Raw genomic sequence first — 25,494 nt, forward strand, 5'->3', positions numbered from 1 at the left:
GCTCTTACTGGTGATTAGCCTCTGCCATCGCCGTTTCAATCAAATCCAGCAACCATTTGTATTTGGCTGAGTGCTGGTTTTTCTTATGAAGATAGGCGAACACCTCCATCTCCTCGGGGCCCTCTTCCAACCCCTCAATCGCGATTGAGCGCAATACGCCTTTATGTTGTTCAATCACCGGAGGCATACAAGGAGCGATAATATTGGAGTGCTTGATCGTTTCAATTAACCCAACAATAGAAGTCGTTCGCAACGCCATATTAATTATCTTACCTTGGCTCAAGACTTCCTCTTCCAACCGTGAATGTTTGTTTTGGTCGAAATAAGCAAGGTCAACGTGAGCAAATGGAAACGACAACAAATCATCAATCGTTGCGATGGACGCCTTGAAAGGATGATCTTCTCTCACTGCCAATACAAACTTTAAGTTCACGAGCGGTACAGCAATGATCTCAGCAGGCAAATTCTCAGCTTCAAAGTGAATGACAAAATCAATCTCGTCACTTTTGAGCCTTTCTAAAGAATTTTGGGAACTCGTATGACTGATCAGCCTTGAAAATGGACTTTCTATTGATAGCTGATGAAAAAGAGCGGGCGTCAACCAAGGCAGGATATGAGGGTTTGCCTCTATCTTGAAATCTTCGCTTAAATCCGCAGGATTAAACTGCTTTCCTTCTTCTATCGCCGTGAATAGCCCTTCCAATAAAGGAAAAACTCGTCGATACAGGTCGTCTGAATAAGGGGTTGGCAAAAACTGCTTATGGGACAACACAAACAATTCTTCACCTAGATACTCCTTAAGCTTCTTGATGCTTTGGCTAACAGCAGGTGTCGAAACAAACAGCTTCTCAGCGGCTTTTCGCAAGCTCTTCTCTTGATATACCACCACAAACACTTTCAATAAATTCAGGTCGACGTTGTTCAGTTTCATAGCTAACCATAAAGCATTGCTTAACGAATGGTTAAGTTTATATGAATTAACTTAACAAAGTCCACTTTGTATAGTTGTCTCACCTTCACGATGTACACGGATGTAGTGAGATAACTCTATGAGGCAGCTATGTTATTACAACGTTCTATCCTTTCCCTAACTCCTCTTTTGTTGGCCAGCGGTGTTATCGCTGAAGAAACAGAAGTTCAAGACATGTCAGACCCATTGGCGGTCTACACACAAGCTGGCTTCGGCTACACAGATAAAGGCTTAAACCTCAAAATAGGACAAACCTACGACACAGGCAGCGACACGACCATGGGCATGAATGTGTTCGAAATCAAAGGCATCGCTGGTGAAGCTGTTGGTTGGAACAACCGAGATGCCGACGACAGTATTGACTCGATCCGCTTTAGAAACTTTGGGGTCGACCTAACCAATGGTCGAGGTACTCAAGTTGATATGTCTTGGGATTTCGATAGCAACCAAGGTAGCGCGTCTTATAGCTTTATTCAGGCATTACCACAAATGGGCATGTTTAATTTCTATCCGCTTGCAGGTGTCGGTGTTGCTGCTGGTGAAGAGTTGGTTGAAGGCACTGGAGGCGATCTCGACGCCGATCAGCTTCGCGACCGCTACAACATGCACGGTACTTTCTACGTGGCGGGTATGTACGCAAAAATGCAACTTACCGACAAGGTTTGGTTGAACTACAACCCTATGTATTTAGGCACAATGTCAGGGTCTTCAACGTTTAAAAATTTTGGCTTTGAGGGCAATGATTCAGTACTCGCACATGAATTTGCAGCGAGCTATCAAATCAATCCAAGAGCCAACGTTCGTTATTTCGCAAACTGGACTGAAAACACCAGTATCGAAGACGGTGATCACCGCATCGAATTTAACTATCAGTTTTAACCAAGCCGTTTTAACTGAGCATTTTTAACGAACGGTTTCAATTTCAAAGAACAGTTTCAAATTAAAAAACAAGTTTCGAATCTTTGAGGACACAACATGAACATTTTATCTAAAGCCCTTACCGGTACTTTCACACATCCACTGCGATCAACAGCGATGCTCGTTTCTGTAACAGCCTTGTTTTCAGCAACGGCGATTGCTGGAAACGATAACCCAACAGAAACCCTTCAAACACGTGCGGGAGACTTCACTTTCGAAACCGATTTTCTTCATGGTATTCCAACACAAGAAAGCTCAGCAAAACTGTTCGAACTGATGGACTATCAACGCGCGTCACAAGCTTACATTTGGTCCGTGCCTTTGGTGTCAAACTACGCATGGAAACAAGCCTATGCCGACATGGGTGCAGAGGATGGTCAAATTACTTATGTTGAGTCTCATGAATCTAAGCTAGGAGGCTTAACTTACAACACCTCTACGCCTTACGCGATTACTTGGTTTAACGTAGAAAAAGAGCCCGTTATTATAGAAATCCCCACAAATGAACTGCGCGGCGCAGTACACACTATGTGGCAAATCGGTATTTCTCAGATGACTGAGCCGGGCGTCTACGTTGTAAAAGCCAAAGGGTCTGAAACACCGAGCAACCTGCCAAAAGACGCTAAGGTTTTTGAGTCAGGCACCAACTATGTTTTCTTCGGCGTTCGCTTAATGGCGGATTCAGACCAGCAACGTATGAAAGACTTAGAGGCCCTGAAAATCACCGACCTTAACGGCAAGCCACTGAGTGATAACGGCGTAAACTTCCCTGAGCGTGGTGAAGATGCCAAACACCCAAGAGGTATGGCATTTTGGAATACGTTGAATGAAGCCATTCAAGCTGAGCCAGTAGCAGAGCGTGATCGCATGATGCACGACATGCTACGCCCACTGGGTATTGAGAAAGGTAAGACGTTTGAACCATCAGGTCAGCAGCGTGAGATTTTAGAGCAAGCTGTAGTGATGGGGGAGGCTATGGTTAAGAATATCGACTTCAACAAAACAGAACGCTTGCCACACGCAGCTTACGGTAAGGAAGGCAACTTTTGGGAAGTCGCGACGGCTTCAACACCAAACCAAGATCGTTACTACGGTATGGATCTCGATGGACGCGCAGCTTGGTTCTATGAAGCTGTAACTAACGACGTAGCAATGCACGGTTTTGAAAATGGCGGCTGGGGTCAGATCTACCTAGACAACTACCGTGACGACAATGGCAAAGGGCTAAATGGCAGTAACCACTATACTTTGACGCTAGACGGGGATGTAAATTTCGCCGATTTGTTCTGGACAATTACAGTCTACAACGTAGAGAACCGCGCCATCATCGACAACGATATTGAGCGTGCCGACGTGGGTTCTAACATTGAAGGAACAGTTAAAGATGCACAAGGTAATTACACCTTCCACTTTTCACCAACTAAGCCAGCGAGCGTTAATGAGGCTAACTGGGTGCAAACTCGAGAAGACGAAAACTGGTTTGTTTACTTCCGCGCATACTCACCAAGTAAAGCATTTGTAGCGCAGCAGCCAGAAACCTTACTGCCTAACTTTAAGCGTGTGGACTAGCCGTTAAGTCTATGTACTAACGATAAAGTTCACTACGGCCTACGATAAAAGAGGAGCCTCAATGCTCCTCTTTTTTACTTCATCTAACAACCAAGTAAGACCTTGATAGAGTTAATCTAAAAGTGAACGAACATAATCAGCGATTTCTTGGTTTTGGCAATGCTCAAAGAAGCATTGTTGGAAACGCTCGCTGCCAACCGCTGTTTTCACGAGCTCTTGGTCGATGGCTCTCAGAGAATCAATAAAGTTATCTTTTACCACCGCCGCTTTCACTTCATTCAAAATTGCCGCATTACGTTGCTGTGGTTCTGCACGTTCTAGTGGATACCCATTACCACGCTCGCCTGTGAACGCTTTTTCAAAGATATAACGAATGTTGAGTTCACCTGCCCAGCCAAAGCCTTTAGCAAAAGCGAGAGCGAGAGCATTACCGTTGTTAATTTGGTTAAACAAGAAAGCATCTGATGGCTCTAGGCAGTAACCACAAACCACCCCCGGATGCAGGTTCAGTGACATCAAAGCACCTTGCCCTGTTCCACATCCCGTCACAACAAAGTCCACAGCCTTTGAGTTGATGAGAATACTCGCCATGATACCTAAGTGGATATACGTTAAGTGGTGATCATTCTCGTCGGTCATACCTAAGTTGAAAACATCGTGACCAATGCCACCTGCCACTGACTCTAGCTCAGCTGCAACCATAGCATTTTTACCTGCCTGACTGTTTTCCATCATTAAAGCGATTTTCATTTATCTTCTCCTGCAAGATTGCTGCAAACTCAAAAATTAGAATAAAAAACCAATTAGCGTGCTAACCAACCACCGTCAACAGCAATGGTATAGCCGTTAATGTAATCCGATGCTGATGAGGCTAAGAACACACAAGGACCTGCGATATCTTGCGGTTTACCCCAACGCTCAGCCGGAATACGCTCAAGAATCGCTTGATTACGCTCAGCATCTTCACGCAGAGCTTGAGTATTGTTCGTTTCCATATAACCGGGGGCTATCGCATTCACGTTGATATTATCGCGCGCCCATTCGTTCGCCATCGCACGTGTCACGCCCATCACAGCACTTTTTGAAGCCGTATAGGAAGGAACTCGAATACCACCTTGGAATGAGAGCATCGATGCAATGTTAATGATCTTTCCGCCAGTGCCTTGAGCCTTAAACTGCTTTGCAACAGCCTGAGACATAAAGAACACAGTCTTGGTGTTCACGTTCATTACGTCATCCCAATCTTGCTCTGAGAACTCAATAGCATCTTGGCGACGAATAATTCCTGCATTGTTCACGAGAATGTCGACTTGGCCAAACTCAGCCAAAGTGCGCTCTATAACCCCAGGAATACACGCTTGATCGAGAAGATCTGCACTCACATTTAGGAACGAATGACCTGCTGCACTCATTTTCTCAATAGTCTCTTCAGGCTCTGTTCGGTTAACACCGACAACCTTACAACCGGCTTCCGCTAGACCTAATGCAATACCTTGCCCAAGCCCCGTGTTACAGCCCGTCACTATCGCTACTTTACCTTCCAGACTGAATGACTCTAAGATCATGCTCGCTTCCTCAATTACATTGGATTCATTGCGTATCGTTATTACCAATAATTAAATCATACAATAAGATGTAAATACGAGAGCGACGTTGTAGAAGTTCGATCTTGCACCAAAATCAGTCGAACAAGTGAAACGAGCACCACAAACTAAATGAATAGGGGAAAGTGATTTGAAGACCATCAAGTCTATAACCCACTATGAACCATGCTCTCGAAGATCACCTAAAACAGATATTTTAGGAATTTGACAACAATTCCATGATTTAAAAGAGTAAAAGGGTTATACATAATGATGTGTTATCTAAATTACTGAAATTATCATGACGCTCAAAGAGATCCTTAAAATTCCCAATGTCCGCTACTTCTTAATGTTTAGAAGCAGCTACTTTGCGCGTTTTTACTACCCTATATTCACCCTACTTTATTTAGATTACGGGTTAACCCTGTCTCAATTCGCGATGCTCAATGTAGTTTGGGCGGCCACCATTGTGCTTGCTGAAGTACCGTCGGGGGCATTCGCCGACACCTTAGGCCGCAAGAAACTGGTGGTGCTGTCTTCGATTGTGATGTTTGTTGAGATCGCCATGATAGCGCTAGTACCAACCGGAAACCCCGACTTGGTATTCATAGTCTTTCTGATTAACCGGATTCTCAGTGGCTTAGCGATGGCTCTGGCCAGCGGTGCTGACGAGGCATTGGCTTACGACACCTTAAAAGAACAAGGCAATGAAGAGTTGTGGCCTCGAGTGCTGCAAATCCAGCTTCGTGTCGCCTCAACGGTCGGTATCTTTGTCACACTAATTGGTGCGGCGATGTACGACGTGAATTTTATGACGAACATCTTTCATTTCCTTGGACTAGCCGAACCAGAAAGCACCAAAGATCTGATGCGTATTCCTGTGTTCGCCACCCTATTTGTAGCGATGATCGCTATCTATGCCGCGATTAATATGCGCGAAGAGAAAAAGCTGATGCCAAGCGACCAAACCAAATTGGCAACCACCATCTCAAGTCTTAAATTGACGATCGATGCAGGTAAATGGGTATTTGCTACGCCTTACGTGCTGTTCATCTTGCTCTACTACAGCCTATTCGAACACACCTCACGCATGTTCCTAACCATGAACAGCCAATACTATCTGGCGATTGATATTCCAATTATCTACTTTGGTTTTATTGGTGCGGGTATAAGTTTGCTTAAGATTATATTGGCAGGACAAAGCCGAAGATTAGCAGAGAGCATTGAACCTAAAACCTTCATTGTAGTTATGGGATTGGCCAGCATGGCGACTTATTACTGGATCAGTTTAGGTTGGTCGATTTACGGGGTCATTCCGGCACTGGTATTAATTTTTATCATAATGACGATGAACATTTTCATCAGCTACCACCTAAACAAAAAGACCGAGTCACATAACCGAGCCACCGTTCTTAGTTTCAAAGGTTTGATGTTTAACCTCGGATACGGGCTGATCGGTATCTTATACGCTTACTACTATAAGTTGGTGTCTCAGGGCTACACCGAACAAGAAATAGAACAGAACCTTGCCTTCTTGGCCTCACTGTCTTCGTTTTTCTATTACTTCACCTTACTGTTCATTTCGATCAGCGCGCTGTTCTATTTCAAAAATAAGAAACAGCCGATCTTCTGAAGAAAGCATCGAACTGTTGAAGATATCTCTACTGCCGAATAGAGAATAAAGGTGAGCCTGTGGCTATAAACAGATAATGACACTTCTTATCAAGTGATTTTTTGTTAGTATCACCACCAAATTACATCACTCATGGAAGCGTCATGTCTTTTAGTTGGATCGCCTTTACTCTCCTTGCTGCCTTTAGCCAATCTTGGCGCAATGCCTTTCAAAGCAAATTAAGTGGTACCATGAGCGTGGCTGGCGTGACGTTAGCGCGATTTATTTGGGCTGGCCCAATCGCCCTTATTTACCTCTACGCCCTCTATCAATGGCAGCCAGTCTCCGCACCGGATTTTTCGGGTGAGTTTGTTTTCTACATTATTGCAGCAGCCATTATGCAGATCCTCGCGACCGGCTTAATGGTGATGTTATTTAAGCTAGAAAACTATGCGATAGGCGCAGGATTAGCCAAGTGTGAAGCTCCCGTTTCTGCAGTGCTCTCCGTGTTGTTTTTTGGCACCGCATTAACAGTGACAGGTTGGGTCGGCGTACTTATTGGTACTTTAGGCGTGCTAATCATGAGTAGCGCTTCTGGCTGGCGAAGCTTGTCCCCGAAAGTGTTCTTGCTAGGTATGGCGTGTAGCACCGCCTTTGCTTTAACGTCTCTTTGGGTGCGGGAAGCGAGCTTGAGTATCGGGTTGCCCTTCCCTCATAGCGCTGCTTGGGTGTTATTTCTGGTGATAACTCTTCAGACATGCGTTATCTGCACGTATCTTTTCTTCAAGGAACGAGACACGCTGCGCCTGATATTCAAGAAGTCGAAACTGGTCGTCATGACAAGCCTAGCGAGTGTTATCGGTTCTCTGGGTTGGTTTAGCGCAATGTCACTTCAAGCCGTTCCGTACGTAAAGACGCTTGGGCAAGTCGAAGTGATCTTCATGGTGTTGATATCCTACTTCTGGTTAGGGCAAAGCATCGCACGCAAAGACATTGTCGCACTCATCTTGCTCTCTATCGCAGCGGTCTTGGTGATGTGGCAGTGATTTGAACGTCGCCATACTTGGAGGTTGGGTCAAAGAGAACAAAAAATCATACCCAAGTGACATATTCATCCACCGTATAAATATTACGGTGGCGTAAAATGATAAGAACGGCCTCCACATAATTTTTATAGTGCACGTATCAGCTATTAATCATTACCCAATAGGATACAGCCCAATGAAAACCCTTACTCAAATCGCACTAGCAACGATCTTCTTTACAACCTCAATGATGGCATTCGCAGAACCCGCGACAACAAACCAAGCCCAACTAGAAGCGTCAACCACAACAGTGAAGCATGAAGGAATGACCGTAACGCTAACAGATAAGCATTTTACGCCAGCAGAAGAAACTGAAGCCACTGCTTCACAAACTTTAACGCAAAGCCAAAAAACAGACTCAGCGCCACAGCCAACAATATAATGGCTTTATCAAAATAGTGGCGGGTCAAACTAACGCATAAAGACCTGTCATCATCAGGCAGTGACGAGCTCGTTAATATGGCTAGGACAAATTGAAGTCATATTGCGACCGTTTGTTTTCGCTTGATACAACGCTTTGTCGGCTCGACTAATAAACCCATCCCAATTCTCATGTGGGTGAAGCTGAGCGACACCGAAACTCGACGTCAGAAACATCTCATTCCCTTGCACGGCTGAGATCTCTGAAATAGACAATCGCAGCTTACAAGCAATAGCCTGTGCTTGTAGGAAATTAACATTGGGCAATAAAATCATTATCTCGTCTCCGCCAAAACGGAACGCGCTGGCTGTTGGCGATGTTTTGATTGCACTTTGAACCATTTCAGCAAAAGACTTGATGACGAGATCACCCACAATATGTCCGTGTTGGTCATTGATCGACTTAAAATTATCAATATCCATCATAATGGCACTAACAGGTGCACTCCCCGCCTGCTTCATGATGACAGGAACCATTTCATCTAATGCTCTGCGGTTTCCAAGTGCCGTCAAAGGGTCGCTGTAAGACAGGTCATGAATAGACCTAAGCAACCTTGCATTAATCAGCCAGAGCATTGTGAAGCTCATCGACACGATAAGAACAATACTCATTAAAAAGGCAAGTTGATGAATGAGTGCGGCTGCCATGAAATCCTGAAGCTCAGCTGAAAATAGCGTCACCAATACTCGGAAAACCATAAACCCGCCATATATCAAAAATGATAAGGCCATCATCCTAGTAGCTAAGTTCAAGTCATCACGTTGACCCTTTAACACCACAAAGGCAGTGCAAAGAGTGACAAAGGCTAAATAGAAACTAATGAGAATAATTCGAGCCTTGATGGAAGGTTCATAGTACGTGAAGTGAATAAAACCTAGCAGAAGAGCCAACATCATCAAGCTGCTGAGGTAGGTACATTTTAAAGAGTATTCTCGGAACAAGCATAAACTATACAAAGCGAGATGAAAGCCTAGCGCAATGACCATATTGGCGCCAATAACAGTGACCCAATCCGGTAGCTCCCCTCTTAGGCTCAACATCAACGGCCCAGTTCCAATAACAAATATTGAAAGGGAAAAGCTAGAGAGCCCTTTAATTGGCTGTTGCGTAAATTGGAACAGCAATAAGCCAATGCAGTAAGTGAAAGAGAACAAAATAATAATAAAATTAAGCGTTCTCATATCCAGCGAAAAACCATCCATGATTTTCTATCTTCCATACACAACCAAATTTCAACATGGTCAATAATCATGCAAACCACAAAAACATTCACCATATGAATCTTTTCATTTTATAAAATAAGGGATAGATCACATATGCGGAGATTTTTATCGCATGAGTCCATGATATGGATAGGCATGTAACACTCGCCCCCATAGAGCTTTATCGCATCACTGAATCTACAGGCTTCTGCACTCGTTACTTGGTTGAATGACAACTGTCTGGCATTATGCGCCCAAGAAATCTGTGGTTATTACACAGCAAAGAATGAACGAAGGTAGTCAGTGGTAGAAAACAGCCAACAATTAAGTGACCGTTACGACGAACATGGTTACTTTGTTATCAGAAATTACTTCAATGAAGCTCAAATTGCATCGCTTAGAAAAGTCGTGCTGAAATTTCATGAATCATGGAAAGCAGACAACGAAGAATTCTATAAAGAAGAAGCATTTAACTCGTCTTTAATTACGGGAAGCGAGTATTTGCCTGCCGACGATAGAAGTGTGCTTTTTGACTTCATCAGCTCGAAACAAGTGATGGACGTGGTTGATGCGGTGATTCCGAACAAACCGGCATTCATGAATACACAGCTGTTCTTCAACCCAGTAAACCCGCAGCAAAAAGACTTCTGGCATCGTGACTGTCAATACGACTACGACATTGATGACCAGATGAAAGTCATCATGGAAACCCAGGTATTGCATCTGCGAGTGCCCCTTTTTGATGAGCCAGGTATGGAACTTATCCCCGGCACTCACAAACGCTGGGACAACGAAGAAGAATACAATGTTCGCCAAGAAGAAAACGGCAAAGTGAGCAGCGATGACATCTCTGGTGGTAAGCAGATACCATTAGCCGCCGGTGACTTATTGGTTTTTTCAGCGGATATGATCCACCGAGGCCGCTATGGCTTGGATCGTTTGGCTTTGGATATTTTGATCTTTGATTCGGCGGCTGATTATGTCGACTACGTTGATGACGACTGTTTACCAACACCAGCTATGTTGAGCAATATTAGCGACCCAAGGTTGTTTATGAACACGCTACACTTAAAATCAATGCAGTACTCATAATCCATAAAGGTGCCCGAACTATGACTGACACTAAGCAAAATGCCCGAATTAGCCAGTTCCGTTTCGGTCAGCCAAAAGAATCTCTCAAGTTAGAACATGTCGCTTTGGGGGCACTAGACAAAGATAAAGTTCGTGTACAAATTGAAGCGACTAACATCAACCCTAGTGATCTGTTGTCGATTTATGGTGTGGGCCAATACAAACATAGCCACCAGCCGCCGAGAGTACCGGGATTTGAAGCGGTAGGAAGGGTTGTAGAGTCCAATCATGCTGAGTTTGCAGTAAATCAACGCGTGCTTGTGGCAACCAGTGGGACATGGCAGAACTATGTCGATGTATCACCAGATGACCTGTTCCAAATTCCTCAACATCTAGATAATGGCTACGCCTGTCAGTTGTACATTAATGCGCTAACAGCATGGGTGTTGACGACAGAAATAGCCAAGCTGACCCAAGAAGAAGTGTTGATCATCAACGCAGGCAGCTCTGCCATCGGTAAGATCTTCTCGCAGTTATCAGCATCACTAGGCTTCAAAATCATTGTTGTTACATCACAGCCGGCACAATACCTAGCCACTTCCAGTTGGGTATTAGATGCAAACGATGATTTAGTTTCTCAAATTAAGGCCTTAGGCTTGTCTATGCCAACCGTTGCCTTTGATGCGATTGGCGGTTCACCCGGAACCGACCTTATTCACACCCTTGGCAACAAAGGGCGCTTTATCAACTATGGGACGCTGTCTCTGGATTTTTACGAACCACGCTTCTTTGAGTACGCGAAAAGCCAAGACATTGATTTCAGCACCTTCTTCTTACGTTATTGGGAGGAAGCGGAAGGTAAAGGTGTTCGCCGTGATAAGTTCACGACCATGCTAGATCACTTCATCACAAACGACATTCAACTCGACGTTGACCGCTATCTGCCATTCGATGAAGTGCAAACCGCGATTGATCTCATTGAATCGAAAACCACACGCCTAGAGGGCAAGATCGTCTTACTGCCACAGTAAGTAAAAATTTGGCGATATATACCTTGTTTATTTCAACAGACAAGACGTTCAACAGCTTACAAACATGCTTATTAATATCCCAACGCTCAGAAAGTTTGATTAAAGGAATTGAGTATTGAGAACGCAGTAAAGAGTTGTAATGCGTTTCTCCATAACTTAAGTGATTACGAGATGGTCATGAGTCACATTTATTTGAAACATCAATAAGTTGCATCACTAGAAATATGATACTGATCACCCATAAGATAACCTCGATTCTATATGGTAGCGTCATACTTAAAACCACGATGTGAACATACTTATGAAAAGACACATACTATCAAGCGCCATCCTACTCTCTCTAGCCTTTCCCACCTTTGCAGCTGATGGCGATATACACGATGTCACGATACTGGGTACTTCAGATATCCACGGTCATTTTATGGCATGGGATTACGCGTCAGATAAACTCAACACTCGCGGCAGCTTAAGCCAAATAGCAACGAAAGTGGGTGATATCCGCAAAGAGCAATCAAACATTATCCTAGTAGACGCTGGCGACACCATCCAAGGCAACTTCGTAGAAACTTTCAAAGATGAGCCTGTTGATCCAATGATGCTTGGCTTTAATCACATGAAATACGATGTGTGGGTTTTAGGTAACCACGAATTCGACTTTGGCCTTAAAACCCTCAACAGAGCCGTTACCCAATTTAAAGGGCAGTCTCTCGGCGGCAACATCAAGAACAAAAACGGAAATCCATTCTTACCGGGTTACACCATTCTAGAACGCGGTGGCATTAAGATCGGCGTGATCGGAATGGATACCCCAATGACGGAGGTCTTTGCGCAAGGTACAAACCGTTTAGAAGGCGTCACTTTCACTAATCCAACCTTGGAAGTGAAGAAAATCGTCAAAGAGATTGATGATAAAGTGGATGCCATCGTATTGGTTGCCCATATGGGGATTGAGAACGAGAATGACATTGCCGACACTGGTGTCACCGACATTGCCAATGCGAACCCAGAGCTTGATGCCATCGTCGCTGGTCACATGCACACTCGCATCGATAAGGCCGTTGTGAATGGCGTTATTATTACTGAGCCCGACAAATATGGGCGCGCCCTATCCCGTATTGATCTTCAATTTGAAGAGCGCGATGGCACATTCACTCTCGTCAACAAAGACAGTTTCACCTATAAAATTAAAGGTATCGACTCTGATGAGAACATGGACGAGCTATACCAGCCTTATCACAAACAACTCCGAGAAATGGCGAATCGACCTGTCGCTCAGCTTATCGGCGTTGATTTAGTCCCTGAAAACGAAATCCGCGGTATCCCTCAAGTCCATGTTCAAGACACAGGCATCAGTGCGCTATACCAAGAAGCGAGCTTCTTCTATGCACCTAAAGCCAATGTCATCGCACTTCAAATAGACAACGACAATGCAGAGCTTGATGTTGGCCCAATCAAAGCCAAAGACATCGCGTACAACTACCAATACGCGGGTGGCGAAATCACTGTCTACCAGATGACAGGCAAAGAATTAAGAACCTACATGGAATGGTCTGCGGGCTACTTCAACTCAGTACAACCTGGCGATGTAACCTACAGTTTTAACCCTGAACGCAGAGCATCAAAATACTCAACCAATGACTTCTTCGCGGGCGTGACTTATACCATCGACCTTACTCAGCCTGCAGGTACACGCATTACCAACCTCGCGTTTGCAGATGGCACTCCGGTTACTGATCAAACAGAAATCCGTATTGGTATGAATAGCTATCGAATGGGTCATCTAACCAAGAAAGGCGGCGTGCTAGAAGGTGAATCGTTCCCTGTACTCTTTGATACGGAAGCAGAGTATGGAGAAGAAGCAGGCACAATCCGTAATATGACCATCAAGTATCTTAAGGACGAAAAGAACGGCAAGTATGAAGGTAAAAATCAGCAGCGATGGGCACTTTCTGGTTTAGAGAGCCGTTACAATGAACAGCGAGAGATCGTAAAGTCATTGATCAATGATGAAACCATATCAATCCCGACCAGTGACGATGGCCGCTACACAAACATCGCTTCTATCAACGTAAAAGAACTGATGTTCAAATCTAACGAAGCGAAACAAGCTGCCATAACCACACGCGAAAAGAAACTGGCGCAGGCAACTGAGCAAGAGAGTAAACAAATCAAACGCGAAATAACTCTGATTGAAGCGCTCAATTAACCCCTGACCTCAAACCAATAACGACTTAACGATGCTTGGAGCGTGGTTAAGTCGTTGTCGCTCCCATCTTCCAACATTATATCTGTAGCGAGTACACGGTTGATATTGGATGAATGAGCTGCAAAGGCTAACTCATAGTTGGACATAAGAGTGTCAGAATCGATTGTCCTGACACACAGAATGACCGCGTAAGTATTTGCTCTTGAGCAAGTTAAACTCTGGGATGAGGAATTTAACTTACACCATAAACTCAGTGGCTCAAATTCAACTAGTCTCGTTTAGATATTGCTCGTTGGAACTCATTAAAAATAATTGAGAAGAATCCTATTGCAAACTTGTAGACTTCTTTTGATTGAGTCACGAACTTTCTAGCAAAGGCTTGCCCCCTCATCTTAGCAGGGTAATCTCCGTCGCTTTGCGCACCGTCTTTATCACACCATGTATGTTGTTGGTAATGGCTTAACCCATCGACACGAAAATCTGCCTCCAAGATTTCTAGTTGTCTAACCGCTTGCTGTACATTTTCGACTTCCAATCTGATTAATTCAACACGCTCCAATGGCCTAATGACCCTTACAGTAGCTTTGCTTTTAACCTGACAGAAAAAATCCTCTTTGAAAAATGCATTTTCATAATCGTTAAGCTCAACAATCTCGTAACTATTCCCACCAAGATAAAGCCTCGTATTAGTAATGAAGCAAGGGCCAAGGCCATGATTATCCAAATATAGAATTAGTTCACCTTTGTTATTGTCTTCTCCGTGATGTAAAAAGGTGTTTAGTATCGGCTCAAGAGATTTGCGATTGTGTTGTCTCTGCAAAAAAAACGTGATGGCAGACACCAGAAGAGCAAGAGATGCGATAGTGATTTCCATATTTATTTAACCCTTTTCCGTATCTGACCCTCAAATAATATGCTTCGAAGATTTTCGAACTAGAGAGCTAAGTTTTCGTGATTATCCATATAACTAGCTGATAAACAAGCTACATAATAATCTGTTTGTGTAAATGTTGACTAAAGCGAACTCAACTCCATTTCGGGAAAACGAGGTAAGACATGTTACTACTCCTACCCGCATCAGAGTTTCCATTAGAAAAACTAACGAATAATTTCGAAGTGTTGCAGATGAGGTTTACTTTCATTAACACAAAAAGGGGCAGAAACAAGCTAGCAAAACAGCACCAACCCTCACCACTTTCATAAATACAACGTTTAATAATTTGAGCCATGATTTATTTCACTTAAACGAGATCACGAACCATCTGACGAAAAATCTAAAAGCCTCCGAGGTGGCTCAAAACTCCCACTAACATCCTTATCCCTCCCCACACTGATCTATTTCCCTCTTTTCGAAGTACAAGTTATTAATAATTCGATATAAATCGCTCTAATGTTTTAAATTATTGTCTACAGTTTTATAGAGCTTGTCGATTCGGTAATTGCCACAAGTAACGACACCTTTTGATGGTTAGTTTTGGTTATAAGGAAAGGAAATGGAAAGCCCAATTGTCACACTCACACATGCCAGCAAAAACTTTATTGATGGTAAAGACACCCATAGCGTATTGGGCAGTGTCGACTTCACTTTAGCTACGGGTGCTAGTGTGGCTTTAACAGGAGCAAGTGGCAGCGGGAAAAGTACTCTACTCAATCTCATCGCAGGTTTCGAACCTCTATCTGGTGGCGAGTTGTGGCTCGATGGTGAAGACACATCAGCTTGGAAAGACCCTCAGTGGAGCCGATTCCGCCATCAAAAATTGGGCGTGATCTTTCAACAGTTCAACTTATTGACCCCACTCAACGTAAAACAAAACATCGCCTTCCCTCTTCATTTAAATCAACAGAAGTGGAGCGACTGGTGCGATTACTTAGTTGACGCATTGGGCATCAGCGAGCTACTCGGAAGACACGTATCCGCACTCTCTGGCGGTCAGCAACAACGAGTCGCTATTGCGCGCGCTTTAGCCCATAAACCTAAGCTACTGCTTGCCGACGAACCCACAGGCAACCTCGACCACAAAGCAGGCATTGAGGTAATGAAGCTGCTGAGTGAAATCACTACACAAGGCAACACTGCCGTGCTTTTGGTTACGCACAGCCCGGAATGCGCCAGCTTTATGCAGACAAAATTGGTATTAGATGATGGTTGTTTAAGGAACGCAGATCTAACCCCAAGAGCAGCAGCGTTGTGAGTAAACCAATGAAGCAAACTGGCTTCACACAGAGTCAGCTCACCCAAACAAAACTGACTCTGAATCTATTTGCGGCACACTATCGTCAGTCACCATTGCAAGCCGCAGCGATTCTGATCGGTATTGTGCTTGCGGTCACCTTGTTTGTCGCAGTGCAAGCCATTAACCTCAATGCCAAGCGCAGTTATGCAGAATCGACCGAGCAACTTAGCGCCCAAGCGCAGAACCTTATCATTCCACCAGCAGGGCAAAACTATTTGTCGGAATCGCTCTACTTCAGCTTAAGACAAAGTGGATTAAGCGCAGCACTGCCTGTTATAGAAGGGCGAGTAAGAGACGAGCAAGGTCGACGTTGGTCAGTTCAAGGCAGTGAGTTTATCGCCGCCCTCACTTCAAGATCTCGTCACGCTCGCGTCGACGAACAAAGCAACACTCAAACCAAAGAACCAAACATTTCCCTGTTCGACAATGCCTTACCCTTGCCGCAACTCTTAGCGGGTGAACCCATTGTGATGATGAGCCAGTCGCAACACCAGAACTTAGGAGGAGTAGACACACTCACTTTGGATGAAGTGCTCACCAAAGTCGTGGTATTGCCAGATGAATGGCAGCTCGGTAGCCGAATGTTGATGGACATTGGATTCGCTCAGCAACTGCTTAACAAGCAAGGGCAACTGAGCTACATCGCTATTTTTGACACTAAGAGCGACACTAACAACAATACACAGGATAAATGGCAAGGCCTTATTGGCGAGCAAGGGCAATGGATATCCAACAACCAAAGCACGGATCTCGGTTCAATTACCGATAGCTTTCACCTCAATCTCACCGCCATGAGTTTGTTGGCGTTTTTGGTTGGGCTATTCATCGCTTACAATGGTGTGAAGTACAGTTTGCTGAAACGTAATCGGCTGTTGGTGCAAATTCAACAAGCCGGCATTGCGCCAAGTATCGTATTTTTGGCTCTGTTAGTCGAGCTGACTGTTTTAGTCACACTAGGCGCGTCGCTTGGTTTCATTCTCGGCATTCAACTCAGCCATTGGCTGCATCCAACCGTCGCGATAACGCTTGAACAACTTTATGGTGCAACACTGCTTCCCGGCACATGGCAGTGGCAATGGTTAGTGCAGGCACTGCTGCTCACGCTGGCCGCAACGCTTGTCGCATGTTGGCAACATTTTAAACATCGAGTGCGACAACCCCTCTCTTCTCATGGTGGTTTCTATCAAGCGCCGGAAACGTCTAACGAAAATCAGCTGTTTGTTATCGGGTCAGTACTAACCATTGTCGCGTTAGCAGGGTTATGGATGAGCGAACATCATCGCTTCACCATGGCATGGCTCGGTGTGTTAGTGGTGTCGATTCCTTTGTATTTGCCCAAAACACTCAGCGTGCTAGCGAACTGGAGCGAAAAACGCACCCAATCGGGGTTAATACAATACCTGTTTGCTGAGCTGCGTGAACTTATCTCCCCTCTCTCCCTTGCCATGATGGCGTTGCTTCTCGCTGTCACCGCAAATGTGGGAATGAATACCTTAGTCGGCAGCTTTGAATCCACGTTAAAGCAATGGCTTGAACAGCGCTTACATGCAGACATTTACGTTAGCCCTGCCCAAGGTGAAATCGCGAATGTGGAACGTGCGTTAGAGCGGTTTGAAAATGTTGAAACCGTTTATAAGCAATATTATGTCGACGATAACTTGCAGGGCTTACCTACTTTGCTCGGCACCAAAGACAAAGACACACTTGAGCAAACCATGGTATTCCAATCGCAGCTTGATAAGTTCTGGTCACGCTTTTACCAAGGTGAGTTAGTGGCGATCAGCGAACCCACGGCGGTGAAACTCGGATTATCATTGAACAGCAAACTTGAACTCGACTCTATCCCAGACAAATCACTGGTGGTTGGCGCGATCTTCCACGATTACGGCTCGCCGAATGGCGAAGTGTTGCTTGCTCCAAACCTTTGGCTTGAAAACGGCTTTACTGACTTGCCCACTAGCTTGGGAGTCAAAGTCTCTGGCGACCCACAAGTGGTATACGAGCAACTTCGCCAACAACTGAATTTGCATCCAAGCCAGCTTTACGACCAAGCACAGATCAAATCCCTCGCGTTGGATATCTTCTCACAAACCTTTGCCATCACTCGGGCGCTTAATGGCGTCACATTAATGGTGGCGGTGATAGGGTTGTTCTGCGCCTGTTTCATGTTGCTCGATGCACGCAAAGCCGCCATTGCAAGGCTGTATGCGCTCGGTGTTAGTCAGAAAAAATTGATGGCGATGGTGGTCGGGCAAATCGTAGTTCTGGTCGCCTTCACTCTGGTTATCGCTTTACCACTCGGCGCTATGGTCGGTTATGTATTGACGGACATCGTCACCCTGCGCGCCTTTGGTTGGAGCTTAAATTACGTATGGAATTGGAGTGATGCACTCAGCATCGCAGCCATCACCATTTTAGTGGCTGTGTTTGCGACCTTGATTCCACTGTGGCGTTTGGTCAGTAGACCCGTGGTATCCAGTTTGCAAAGTGAGGTGTTGTGATGAATCGAGCAATGAGAGTTTTCGCTCTCGCACTTGGCATCTTGCTCCTTTTAGGGTGCGACGAGTCCACTCAACCATCAGCTCAAAATATGGGTTCGATACTCGGTACTGAAACACAAACCGAGAATGAAACGGCAATCGATCAAGCGCAATTTTCTCCGGTAGTAAAAGGTATCGAGATCACCTTCCCTGCCGACCATCAAGCACACCCTAATTTTCATCATGAATGGTGGTACTTAACCGCAAACTTAATTGATGAAGATGGCAACACTTTAGGCGTGCAGTGGACACAATTCCGCTTTGCGGCTGCACCTCAGGAAAATGGCAATGGCAATGGCACCAAGGAAACTACGTGGCAAAGTCAGCAAATCTACATGGCACACAGCGCTGTCACCACCGAAGACAAACACTATGCCGATGAAAAATGGTCACGTGACCAAGCTGAACTGGCGGGTGTAAGCGATTCGCCGTTTCGTGTCTATCTTGATGATTGGCAATGGACGTCGACGACCGATGACCTGTTCCCAGCTACATTGGTCGCCAACTCGGATCAATTTGGATATTCGCTTAAGTTAACCAACAACGCGCCTTATCAAAAGCAAGGCGAACAAGGCTACAGCACTAAAAGTAGCGATGGTAAAGTGGCTTCTTATTACTACAGCCAACCATTCATCGATGTATCGGGCGAGGTAACCATTGATGGAGTCACACATCAGGTGTCTGGTAAAGGTTGGATAGACAGAGAGTGGAGCTCGCAGTTCTTACTCGACTCACAACAAGGCTGGGATTGGTTTGCGCTAAGGCTGAGTGATGAAACCAGCTTAGTGGTATTTCAGCTTCGAAACTCAACATCAGGCAAAGCCAGTTATTCCCATGCGAGGTTGATGAATCAAGATGGCTCCGGCATAACGATTAAGCAGCAAGACATCAGCTTAACTGCTATTAATCAAACAGAAATTGAAGGACGCGATTACCCGACAGAATGGCAAATTTCTATTCCGACTCAAAAAATAGAACTAAAAGTCTCGGCGCTCAATCCAGAAGCAAAAATGCCGCTGTCGGTTCCTTATTGGGAGGGGCCCATCGTGATTAAAGGTTCTCATTCCGGCTCTGGCTATATGGAGTTGACTGGGTATTAAGCCAACAGCATATTACTGAAATGAGAAGCTTTAACTTTTAACTTTTAACTTTTAACTTTTAACTTTTAACTTTTAACTTTTAACTTTTCAAATATAAGTCGCTGATAGAAATGTACTAATTGATTTTTAACAGACGAATAAGAATAAAATCAACCGTTACATCGGCTGCCATAAATATCGTTTACCCAGCTTGGGTTATCAATGAACGGGTTGCGGTTACCTTGCCACTGCACGGCTTTCTCGTGGCGTTGACTTTCCCAGTTGTCTACTGGGTCAGCGTTATGCCATTGAAGCAACGTACATAGCTTTCCAACTTTAGGTTTACCTGACGTACTCGAAGTGTCATCAACCAGATACAAGTCAGGCATGTTTGCGTTGTTGCCCTCATAGCGCACAGCCATGTAGAAAATTGAGCGTGCGGTATCACCTTTCACTGCATCACGAGGTTCAAAGCTGTCGTAATCCGTTTTGTTCAGTGGCGACTTTTTCAATGGCGAACCGCCAAAATCAAAGTCTTTATTTGAACGGATGGAGTTAATCTCGGCATCTGTTGGCTGTAGGTGGTGGATATCGGTATAGCCCCATTGATCTTTGCGCTTAAAGCCAAAAGATTTAGGCCAAAGGTGTTCACGGTTCCAAGCATTTTTGTCGTTGTTACCCGATGAGGTAAAGTCTTTGGATTGTGAACGGCCGCTGTAGTACAGAATCACGTTATTCGGATTATTCGGGTCTTCGTTGGTGTCTTTCAATGCAGACCAAACTTGAGTGTACGTTAATTGCTTTTGCCCACGAGCAGCAATCACACCGAGCATATCTTTTAACGCATTTCCGTTGAGTCCTTCAGCTTCGAGGTAGTAGCCATCAGGGTATGTAATATCAGCAAGCGCAACTGGACTAAGAGCTGTAGAAATTAGGAAAAGGCTTAGATTTAAACGCATTTTCATTGTTTTAAGTATCCTTGTTATTGTTTTAATGTCCCATCATTAATGAGTGCCCTAATACTCTACAAAACAATATCCATATGCAATCGGTTTATTTACAAAAGGGGCTTCCGATACTTTTCAATACCTCACGTTAATTATTGATGACTAGTATTCAGCTTTCGAAGTTAATTTTATGCCAAGACAAGTTGCTCTAGTTTGTCACTCCCCAACAAACTAGAGCAACTTAAAAATCAACGCCGTAGACAAACATATCAATGGGTTTTCTATTCAGTCGATAGTGCTAGTGCAGAAATCCCTTGGAATATTTCTTGTCCTTTATCTGTTTTAATTTCAAAATCATCGAGCCAATAGATGTCAGTTAATAACCGAACATCTCCGATTAATTCACAGCGATCCTTTTCGCACAGTGTGTCGATTTCTCCACTCCAACATGTTGATATATCGATGACTATCATTCTTTCTATCTCAAGAAACTGATGGCTAAAATGCTCATGCAATGACTCTATACCTTCTGCGTAACTAAGCACTAGAGTGCATCTCCCTTCACCAATATCGCAAACTCTATATTTGCGATCGTTTAAATATATTGTGCAATCCACGTAGATTTATCCTCAATCATTAATTCAGATTACATTGTTTTAAATAAATCGAATCTCTGCGAGGAATTAGAGAAATTCATATATGCAAAGTCGAGCAAACCAAATATGAATTTCTCTAACCCATAGTTCTATTGAATCAAGAAACTAAGATAGCTCGGTAACCAACAGTTAGGTTTATCGATAAAACCGAAAGCGCCATCGATAACCTTTAGGATCCCTTAGTTTCAACTCATACATGATTAATACTGGTGCTTATTTAATAAATAAGCTTGGTGCTATTTACGTATGCGTTAATCAATAAGATGCAACCAAAATGAAGTTAAAGCGCTCAATCGCACCCATAAATTATTCAGCTAAATGGAAGGTCATCGTTCTCGTGTTGTCTGTAGTACTGATGCTTCTCAGTGCCCTACCCTCTGCATTTGGTGAACGTGAAGCTTTGCACATTTCAAACCAAACGCATTCGACACACGCTGATGATGTATATCGTTATCTTGTGGACAATAGCATTGATGTTCACAGTGTTAGCGAAAACAACGATAGGTTAGTTGTGACGTTTGCTTCAAGCGGGCAACAAGCCCCCGCACAAGCTTTGATGTCCGATTTTATCCAATCATCGGAGACCGTTGCCCTCACGCTCGAACCTTCAGCTCCTTCTTGGCTAACCTCGCTGGGCTTTCAGCCGATTAAGTTTGGATTAGATCTGCGCGGTGGTGTGCAATTTCTGTTAGACGTTGACCTAGTCCCTGTCTTTAATGCTCACGCGCAATCAGTGATCGACGACCTTCGTCAGGAGTTTCGTGTACGCGGTCGTGTAGAAAGCGGTGAGGTAGTCATTGCTCGATATAACGAAGCATTACTTGGCGATATTCGAACCCACTTAAGAACACAGTATCCAAATTGGACTCTGAGCCAATCTGGTGAGCGCTTAATGATCTCAATGGATGAGGAAGAGAAACGCGCGATTCGAACTCTGACCGTGACACAAAATCTTCAAACAATGCGAGGCCGCATAGAAGAGCTAGGGATCACAGAAGCCGCAGTCCAACGCCAAGGTGAAAATCGAATTCGCATCGAACTGCCAGGAGTACAAGACCCGACATCCGCAAAAAACATTATCGGCGCCACTGCATCGTTAGCGTTTTACCATGTGGAGCCTAATGTCAGCGCACGAACAAAATCCATCAATGACCAAGATGGTAGACCTGTCATTCTGCATAGAAACAGTATCTTAGGGGGCGAGCATATTATCGATGCACGCGCCAGCCTAGGAGAATTGGGAACACCCGAAGTTAACATCACTCTTGATAGCACGGGGGGGCGGCTGATGACCAATCACTCGCGCAGCAATATCGGAAACCCGATGGCGACTCTGTACAGTGAATACAGTCAATCAGAGACAGGACAATCCATTGAGCAAAGCGAAGTTATCAGCGTAGCGACAATTCAATCAACGCTGGGTAACCGCTTTCGCATCACTGGCGCGGGGTCAATGGCAGACGCTCAAAACCTTGCTCTTCTATTGAGAGCTGGCTCACTCACCGCTCCTGTCACCATTGTTGAAGAACGCACAATCGGGCCAACTCTTGGTGCTGAAAACGTCAAAAATGGCTTTGCTGCACTCGCCTTGGGGCTTGGTTTTACATTGGTATTTATCGCTTGTTGGTATCGACGCCTTGGCTGGGTTGCGAATGCTGCACTGACTATCAACTTAGTGTGTCTGTTTGGCCTATTGGCGCTCATCCCTGGCGTTGTGCTAACGCTTCCGGGCATTGCTGGGCTCGTGCTAACCGTGGGGATGGCTGTCGATACCAACGTGCTTATCTTTGAACGCATCAAAGACAAAATGCGAGAAGGCAGAAACTTTTCCCAAGCCATAGATCGAGGGTTCGATAGTGCATTCTCTTCAATTTTCGATGCCAACCTCACCACTATGATCGTTGCCATCGCTTTGTATGCAATAGGTAACGGCCCAATTCAAGGCTTTGCTATCACACTCGGATTAGGCCTACTGACTAGCTTATTTACCGGCGTATTTGCGTCTCGAATTCTTATCAATTATTTGTGGGGAAGAGACACCTCACATGAGGTGAAACTGTAATGACCAAATCAATTAACGTCACCAAAACACGTCAATTGATGACGATGATATCTCTGATTCTTTTGACGCTTTCCATTACATCGATCGTTGCAAGGGGGTTCAATTGGGGACTCGACTTTACGGGAGGTGTTGTCGCCGATATTCAAACAAAACCAAACGTAACTCAAGTTCAGCTCAAATCTCACCTCGACTCAGCACTGAGCCAAGATGTTCAAGTGACGGCGGCAGGCAGTGAGGGAAATTGGCAACTGCGTTTCAATGATACAGACCTCGATTTGCGAGACGCACTTAACCAAGCACTGTTGCCAATAGACAGCAATTTTCACATTGCTAACAGCAGCGTAATTGGCCCTCAGGTTGGGTTAGAAATGGTCGAACAAGGCGGCTTAGCGATTTTGGCTTGTTTCGTTCTTACCTTGCTGTACTTGAGCTACCGATTTGAATGGCGATTAGCGCTAGGTTCAATTGCGGCGTTGATTTACGACATTGTTATTGTGCTAGGGCTCTTTGCGGTGACTCAAATTGAATTCAACCTAACCGTGTTGGCCGCTTTACTGGCAGTGATGGGCTACTCCCTGAATGACTCGATCATCATTTCAGATCGAATCCGTGAGGTATTTCGTGCGAAGCCAGACGGTGAAACCGATGCCCTTCTCGATCAGTCCATAGTGTCAACGTTGTCACGAACGCTTGTCACATCAGGCACCACCTTAGTCACAGTCTCAGCATTGTGGTTGTTAGGAGGGAGCGCACTAGAAGGTTTCGCCATTGCACTGTGTGTCGGGATTTTAAGTGGGACATGGTCTTCTATCTCTATTGGCACACTCTTGCCAACTCGTGTGGGCTTGAAACCAACCCACTATAAACAGGAAGAAACTGAATCCCTTGAAAGCATGCCTTAGCTTTTACTTACTGCGCTCATTGCTTACTGCTTACTGCTTGCTGCTTACTTAGCACGCTATTAGGCGAATGTCGGTCGTCTGATAGCAACAAAGAATTTCTCTAATTCATAGTCTGAATCATCGGTTCACCTTAAGTTAGCAACATGGTTAGACGCATAGCTTTGTAGATATCGTTTTAGATGCAAAAGCTTAAACGCATAACTTGAAACGAACCGTTTGCTGCACAGGAAATTGCAGTATTCACCCGATTTACTCTCGTTAAAGGACATTAGCGAGCCTTCGGTTACTCAATAAAGGCTCAACATGCTCAACATGCTCAACGTACTCAAACAAGAATACAAACTGCCACTAGGCATCGTTGCCGTTCTATTTTTCAAACTGATCGGCGACAACTTACTCACAGGAGAGCTGTCTCAGTTCGCCTACATAATGATTACTGCGATGCTGTTTTACGCGGTGATGAGCGCCATTTTTTCGGTTGTTCGCCACTCAGATGCGCTGGCGATCAAGCTTGGCGACCCATACGGTACTCTTATATTAACGCTGTCTGTTGTCTTGCTCGAGGTCATTATGGTCTCGTCCGTTATGCTGACTGGAGAATCGAATCCCTTCCTAGCGCGTGACACCATGTTTGCTGTCGTGATGGCGGTGCTTAATGGCTTTGTCGGTATCACCTTGTTAATCGGTGGGATGAAATACCATACCCAAACCTACAACCTTGATGGAATAAAAGCGTACTTGGTGGCCATTATTCCACTCTCATTACTGTGCTTGGTACTGCCTAATTTCACCAGTATGGATTCGCTGGGTAACATGTCGACCAGCCTAACTTGGACATTAGTGCTCGCTTCGATCGCTTTGTATGCAGTATTCCTGTTCATCCAAACACGCAGCCATACCGACTACTTCATTGATGGTGATAATGAAGATCATCACGAACATCACGGCCCTCTGCACAGCAATATATTCCACACGATTATGCTGGTGAGCTATTTGATGGTGGTGATTTTGTTAGCGAAAAGCCTCGCGATTCCAATTAACGATGGCATCACGGAAATGGGCGCACCTGCGGCTCTAGGTGGTTTGATTGTTGCCTTGATTATTCTCGCACCTGAAGCTGTTGGTGCCGTTAAAGCCGCCGTGACCAATCAATTACAGCGTGCGATGAACCTCTTCTTTGGCTCAGTTCTCGCCACTATTGCACTAACCGTTCCTGCTGTTCTGTTGATTTCAGGGGTAATGAACGAACCCATCCAACTCGGCCTCGCCCCTGCAGAAATGGTGTTATTAGGTGCAACGCTATTAATGACAAGCGTGAGCTTTAGCAGCGGGAGAACTAACTCGCTCAATGGTGCAACCCACCTCATCCTGTTCTTTGCCTACATCATCTTGATGTTTGATTAAAA

At 44.8% G+C, this 25,494-nt stretch carries 21 protein-coding genes; 14 read left to right on the plus strand and 7 right to left on the minus strand.

Annotated features, from left to right (window positions below):
- Positions 1 to 4 precede the first annotated feature (4 nt).
- Entirely contained in the window at positions 5 to 931 is a 927-nt protein-coding gene (locus tag MSG35_RS01905) for a LysR family transcriptional regulator (RefSeq protein ID WP_248382630.1), read from the minus strand.
- Between the two features lie 129 nt (positions 932 to 1,060).
- Between MSG35_RS01905 and MSG35_RS01910 the strand changes: the two genes are divergently transcribed.
- Positions 1,061 to 1,849: a hypothetical protein gene (locus tag MSG35_RS01910; protein ID WP_248382631.1), complete on the plus strand. Its 789-nt coding sequence runs from the start codon at positions 1,061 to 1,063 to the stop codon at positions 1,847 to 1,849.
- 96 nt (positions 1,850 to 1,945) lie between these two features.
- A complete protein-coding gene (locus MSG35_RS01915) occupies positions 1,946 to 3,457 on the plus strand; it encodes a DUF1214 domain-containing protein (RefSeq protein ID WP_086968655.1) in 1,512 nt (503 codons plus the stop codon).
- Between the two features lie 111 nt (positions 3,458 to 3,568).
- Here MSG35_RS01915 and MSG35_RS01920 read toward each other — a convergent pair whose 3' ends face one another.
- On the minus strand, positions 3,569 to 4,207 hold the full coding sequence (locus MSG35_RS01920; RefSeq protein ID WP_059017466.1) for an RpiB/LacA/LacB family sugar-phosphate isomerase: 639 nt from the start codon (positions 4,205 to 4,207) through the stop codon (positions 3,569 to 3,571).
- A 53-nt stretch (positions 4,208 to 4,260) separates the two neighbouring features.
- Entirely contained in the window at positions 4,261 to 5,022 is a 762-nt protein-coding gene (gene kduD, locus MSG35_RS01925) for a 2-dehydro-3-deoxy-D-gluconate 5-dehydrogenase KduD (protein WP_108092975.1), read from the minus strand.
- A gap of 319 nt (positions 5,023 to 5,341) precedes the next feature.
- Between kduD and MSG35_RS01930 the strand changes: the two genes are divergently transcribed.
- The 3 genes from MSG35_RS01930 (at position 5,342) to MSG35_RS01940 (ending at position 8,119) form a co-directional block, all read left to right on the plus strand.
- Positions 5,342 to 6,673 carry an MFS transporter gene (locus MSG35_RS01930; protein ID WP_248382632.1) on the plus strand — a complete coding sequence of 444 codons (1,332 nt, stop codon included), beginning with the start codon at positions 5,342 to 5,344 and terminating at the stop codon, positions 6,671 to 6,673.
- Between the two features lie 143 nt (positions 6,674 to 6,816).
- A complete protein-coding gene (locus MSG35_RS01935) occupies positions 6,817 to 7,698 on the plus strand; it encodes a DMT family transporter (protein ID WP_248382633.1) in 882 nt (293 codons plus the stop codon).
- A gap of 175 nt (positions 7,699 to 7,873) precedes the next feature.
- Entirely contained in the window at positions 7,874 to 8,119 is a 246-nt protein-coding gene (locus tag MSG35_RS01940; RefSeq protein ID WP_050632849.1) for a hypothetical protein, read from the plus strand.
- A gap of 53 nt (positions 8,120 to 8,172) precedes the next feature.
- On the opposite strand, the gene MSG35_RS01945 is transcribed toward MSG35_RS01940, so the two are convergent.
- Positions 8,173 to 9,360 (minus strand): GGDEF domain-containing protein, encoded by a 1,188-nt coding sequence (locus MSG35_RS01945; protein WP_248382634.1) that lies wholly within the window; start codon positions 9,358 to 9,360, stop codon positions 8,173 to 8,175.
- A gap of 303 nt (positions 9,361 to 9,663) precedes the next feature.
- On the opposite strand from MSG35_RS01945, the gene MSG35_RS01950 reads away from it, so the two are divergent.
- The 3 genes from MSG35_RS01950 (at position 9,664) to MSG35_RS01960 (ending at position 13,668) form a co-directional block, all read left to right on the plus strand.
- Positions 9,664 to 10,452, plus strand: coding sequence for a phytanoyl-CoA dioxygenase family protein (locus MSG35_RS01950; protein ID WP_017059991.1), 789 nt, complete (start codon positions 9,664 to 9,666; stop codon positions 10,450 to 10,452).
- A 20-nt stretch (positions 10,453 to 10,472) separates the two neighbouring features.
- Positions 10,473 to 11,462: a zinc-dependent alcohol dehydrogenase family protein gene (locus tag MSG35_RS01955; protein WP_248382635.1), complete on the plus strand. Its 990-nt coding sequence runs from the start codon at positions 10,473 to 10,475 to the stop codon at positions 11,460 to 11,462.
- A gap of 301 nt (positions 11,463 to 11,763) precedes the next feature.
- Positions 11,764 to 13,668 carry a 5'-nucleotidase C-terminal domain-containing protein gene (locus MSG35_RS01960; protein ID WP_248382636.1) on the plus strand — a complete coding sequence of 635 codons (1,905 nt, stop codon included), beginning with the start codon at positions 11,764 to 11,766 and terminating at the stop codon, positions 13,666 to 13,668.
- Between the two features lie 268 nt (positions 13,669 to 13,936).
- Here the strand turns inward: MSG35_RS01960 and MSG35_RS01965 are convergent, their stop codons facing one another.
- Positions 13,937 to 14,542, minus strand: coding sequence for a hypothetical protein (locus MSG35_RS01965; RefSeq protein WP_193841842.1), 606 nt, complete (start codon positions 14,540 to 14,542; stop codon positions 13,937 to 13,939).
- 619 nt (positions 14,543 to 15,161) lie between these two features.
- On the opposite strand from MSG35_RS01965, the gene MSG35_RS01970 reads away from it, so the two are divergent.
- The 3 genes from MSG35_RS01970 to MSG35_RS01980 are packed head-to-tail and all read left to right on the plus strand — an operon-like array spanning position 15,162 to position 19,542.
- Positions 15,162 to 15,860 (plus strand): ABC transporter ATP-binding protein, encoded by a 699-nt coding sequence (locus MSG35_RS01970; RefSeq protein ID WP_248382637.1) that lies wholly within the window; start codon positions 15,162 to 15,164, stop codon positions 15,858 to 15,860.
- Between the two features lie 8 nt (positions 15,861 to 15,868).
- Complete coding sequence (locus MSG35_RS01975) at positions 15,869 to 18,403, plus strand: FtsX-like permease family protein (protein WP_248383237.1); 2,535 nt, start codon at positions 15,869 to 15,871, stop codon at positions 18,401 to 18,403.
- Positions 18,403 to 19,542: a lipocalin-like domain-containing protein gene (locus MSG35_RS01980; protein WP_248382638.1), complete on the plus strand. Its 1,140-nt coding sequence runs from the start codon at positions 18,403 to 18,405 to the stop codon at positions 19,540 to 19,542. The genes MSG35_RS01975 and MSG35_RS01980 overlap by 1 nt, the downstream gene beginning before the upstream one ends.
- 149 nt (positions 19,543 to 19,691) lie before the next feature.
- Here MSG35_RS01980 and MSG35_RS01985 read toward each other — a convergent pair whose 3' ends face one another.
- Complete coding sequence (locus MSG35_RS01985) at positions 19,692 to 20,486, minus strand: endonuclease (protein ID WP_248382639.1); 795 nt, start codon at positions 20,484 to 20,486, stop codon at positions 19,692 to 19,694.
- A gap of 263 nt (positions 20,487 to 20,749) precedes the next feature.
- Positions 20,750 to 21,013, minus strand: coding sequence for a hypothetical protein (locus tag MSG35_RS01990; RefSeq protein WP_017091753.1), 264 nt, complete (start codon positions 21,011 to 21,013; stop codon positions 20,750 to 20,752).
- 385 nt (positions 21,014 to 21,398) lie between these two features.
- Between MSG35_RS01990 and secD the strand changes: the two genes are divergently transcribed.
- From secD to MSG35_RS02005, 3 genes are all read left to right on the plus strand, one after another.
- Positions 21,399 to 23,186, plus strand: coding sequence for a protein translocase subunit SecD (secD, locus tag MSG35_RS01995; protein WP_248382640.1), 1,788 nt, complete (start codon positions 21,399 to 21,401; stop codon positions 23,184 to 23,186).
- Positions 23,186 to 24,088 (plus strand): protein translocase subunit SecF, encoded by a 903-nt coding sequence (gene secF / locus MSG35_RS02000; RefSeq protein ID WP_248382641.1) that lies wholly within the window; start codon positions 23,186 to 23,188, stop codon positions 24,086 to 24,088. Before secD ends, secF begins: the two co-directional genes overlap by 1 nt.
- A 312-nt stretch (positions 24,089 to 24,400) precedes the next feature.
- A complete protein-coding gene (locus MSG35_RS02005; RefSeq protein WP_050620454.1) occupies positions 24,401 to 25,492 on the plus strand; it encodes a calcium:proton antiporter in 1,092 nt (363 codons plus the stop codon).
- The last annotated feature ends 2 nt before the right edge of the window (positions 25,493 to 25,494 follow it).

Source organism: Vibrio sp. 1CM23M (assembly GCF_023161755.1).
Classification (GTDB): Bacteria; Pseudomonadota; Gammaproteobacteria; order Enterobacterales; family Vibrionaceae; genus Vibrio; species Vibrio coralliirubri.

Excerpts from the sequence above, each read along its gene's own strand:
- MSG35_RS01905 (WP_248382630.1), bottom strand. The coding sequence starts at position 931 with ATGAAACTGAACAACGTCGACCTGAATTTATTGAAAGTGTTTGTGGTG.
- MSG35_RS01910 (WP_248382631.1), top strand. The coding sequence starts at position 1,061 with ATGTTATTACAACGTTCTATCCTTTCCCTAACTCCTCTTTTGTTGGCC.
- MSG35_RS01915 (WP_086968655.1), top strand. The coding sequence starts at position 1,946 with ATGAACATTTTATCTAAAGCCCTTACCGGTACTTTCACACATCCACTG.
- MSG35_RS01920 (WP_059017466.1), bottom strand. The coding sequence starts at position 4,207 with ATGAAAATCGCTTTAATGATGGAAAACAGTCAGGCAGGTAAAAATGCT.
- kduD (WP_108092975.1), bottom strand. The coding sequence starts at position 5,022 with ATGATCTTAGAGTCATTCAGTCTGGAAGGTAAAGTAGCGATAGTGACG.
- MSG35_RS01930 (WP_248382632.1), top strand. The coding sequence starts at position 5,342 with ATGACGCTCAAAGAGATCCTTAAAATTCCCAATGTCCGCTACTTCTTA.
- MSG35_RS01935 (WP_248382633.1), top strand. The coding sequence starts at position 6,817 with ATGTCTTTTAGTTGGATCGCCTTTACTCTCCTTGCTGCCTTTAGCCAA.
- MSG35_RS01940 (WP_050632849.1), top strand. The coding sequence starts at position 7,874 with ATGAAAACCCTTACTCAAATCGCACTAGCAACGATCTTCTTTACAACC.
- MSG35_RS01945 (WP_248382634.1), bottom strand. The coding sequence starts at position 9,360 with ATGGATGGTTTTTCGCTGGATATGAGAACGCTTAATTTTATTATTATT.
- MSG35_RS01955 (WP_248382635.1), top strand. The coding sequence starts at position 10,473 with ATGACTGACACTAAGCAAAATGCCCGAATTAGCCAGTTCCGTTTCGGT.
- MSG35_RS01960 (WP_248382636.1), top strand. The coding sequence starts at position 11,764 with ATGAAAAGACACATACTATCAAGCGCCATCCTACTCTCTCTAGCCTTT.
- MSG35_RS01965 (WP_193841842.1), bottom strand. The coding sequence starts at position 14,542 with ATGGAAATCACTATCGCATCTCTTGCTCTTCTGGTGTCTGCCATCACG.
- MSG35_RS01970 (WP_248382637.1), top strand. The coding sequence starts at position 15,162 with ATGGAAAGCCCAATTGTCACACTCACACATGCCAGCAAAAACTTTATT.
- MSG35_RS01975 (WP_248383237.1), top strand. The coding sequence starts at position 15,869 with ATGAAGCAAACTGGCTTCACACAGAGTCAGCTCACCCAAACAAAACTG.
- MSG35_RS01980 (WP_248382638.1), top strand. The coding sequence starts at position 18,403 with ATGAATCGAGCAATGAGAGTTTTCGCTCTCGCACTTGGCATCTTGCTC.
- MSG35_RS01985 (WP_248382639.1), bottom strand. The coding sequence starts at position 20,486 with ATGAAAATGCGTTTAAATCTAAGCCTTTTCCTAATTTCTACAGCTCTT.
- secD (WP_248382640.1), top strand. The coding sequence starts at position 21,399 with ATGAAGTTAAAGCGCTCAATCGCACCCATAAATTATTCAGCTAAATGG.
- secF (WP_248382641.1), top strand. The coding sequence starts at position 23,186 with ATGACCAAATCAATTAACGTCACCAAAACACGTCAATTGATGACGATG.
- MSG35_RS02005 (WP_050620454.1), top strand. The coding sequence starts at position 24,401 with ATGCTCAACGTACTCAAACAAGAATACAAACTGCCACTAGGCATCGTT.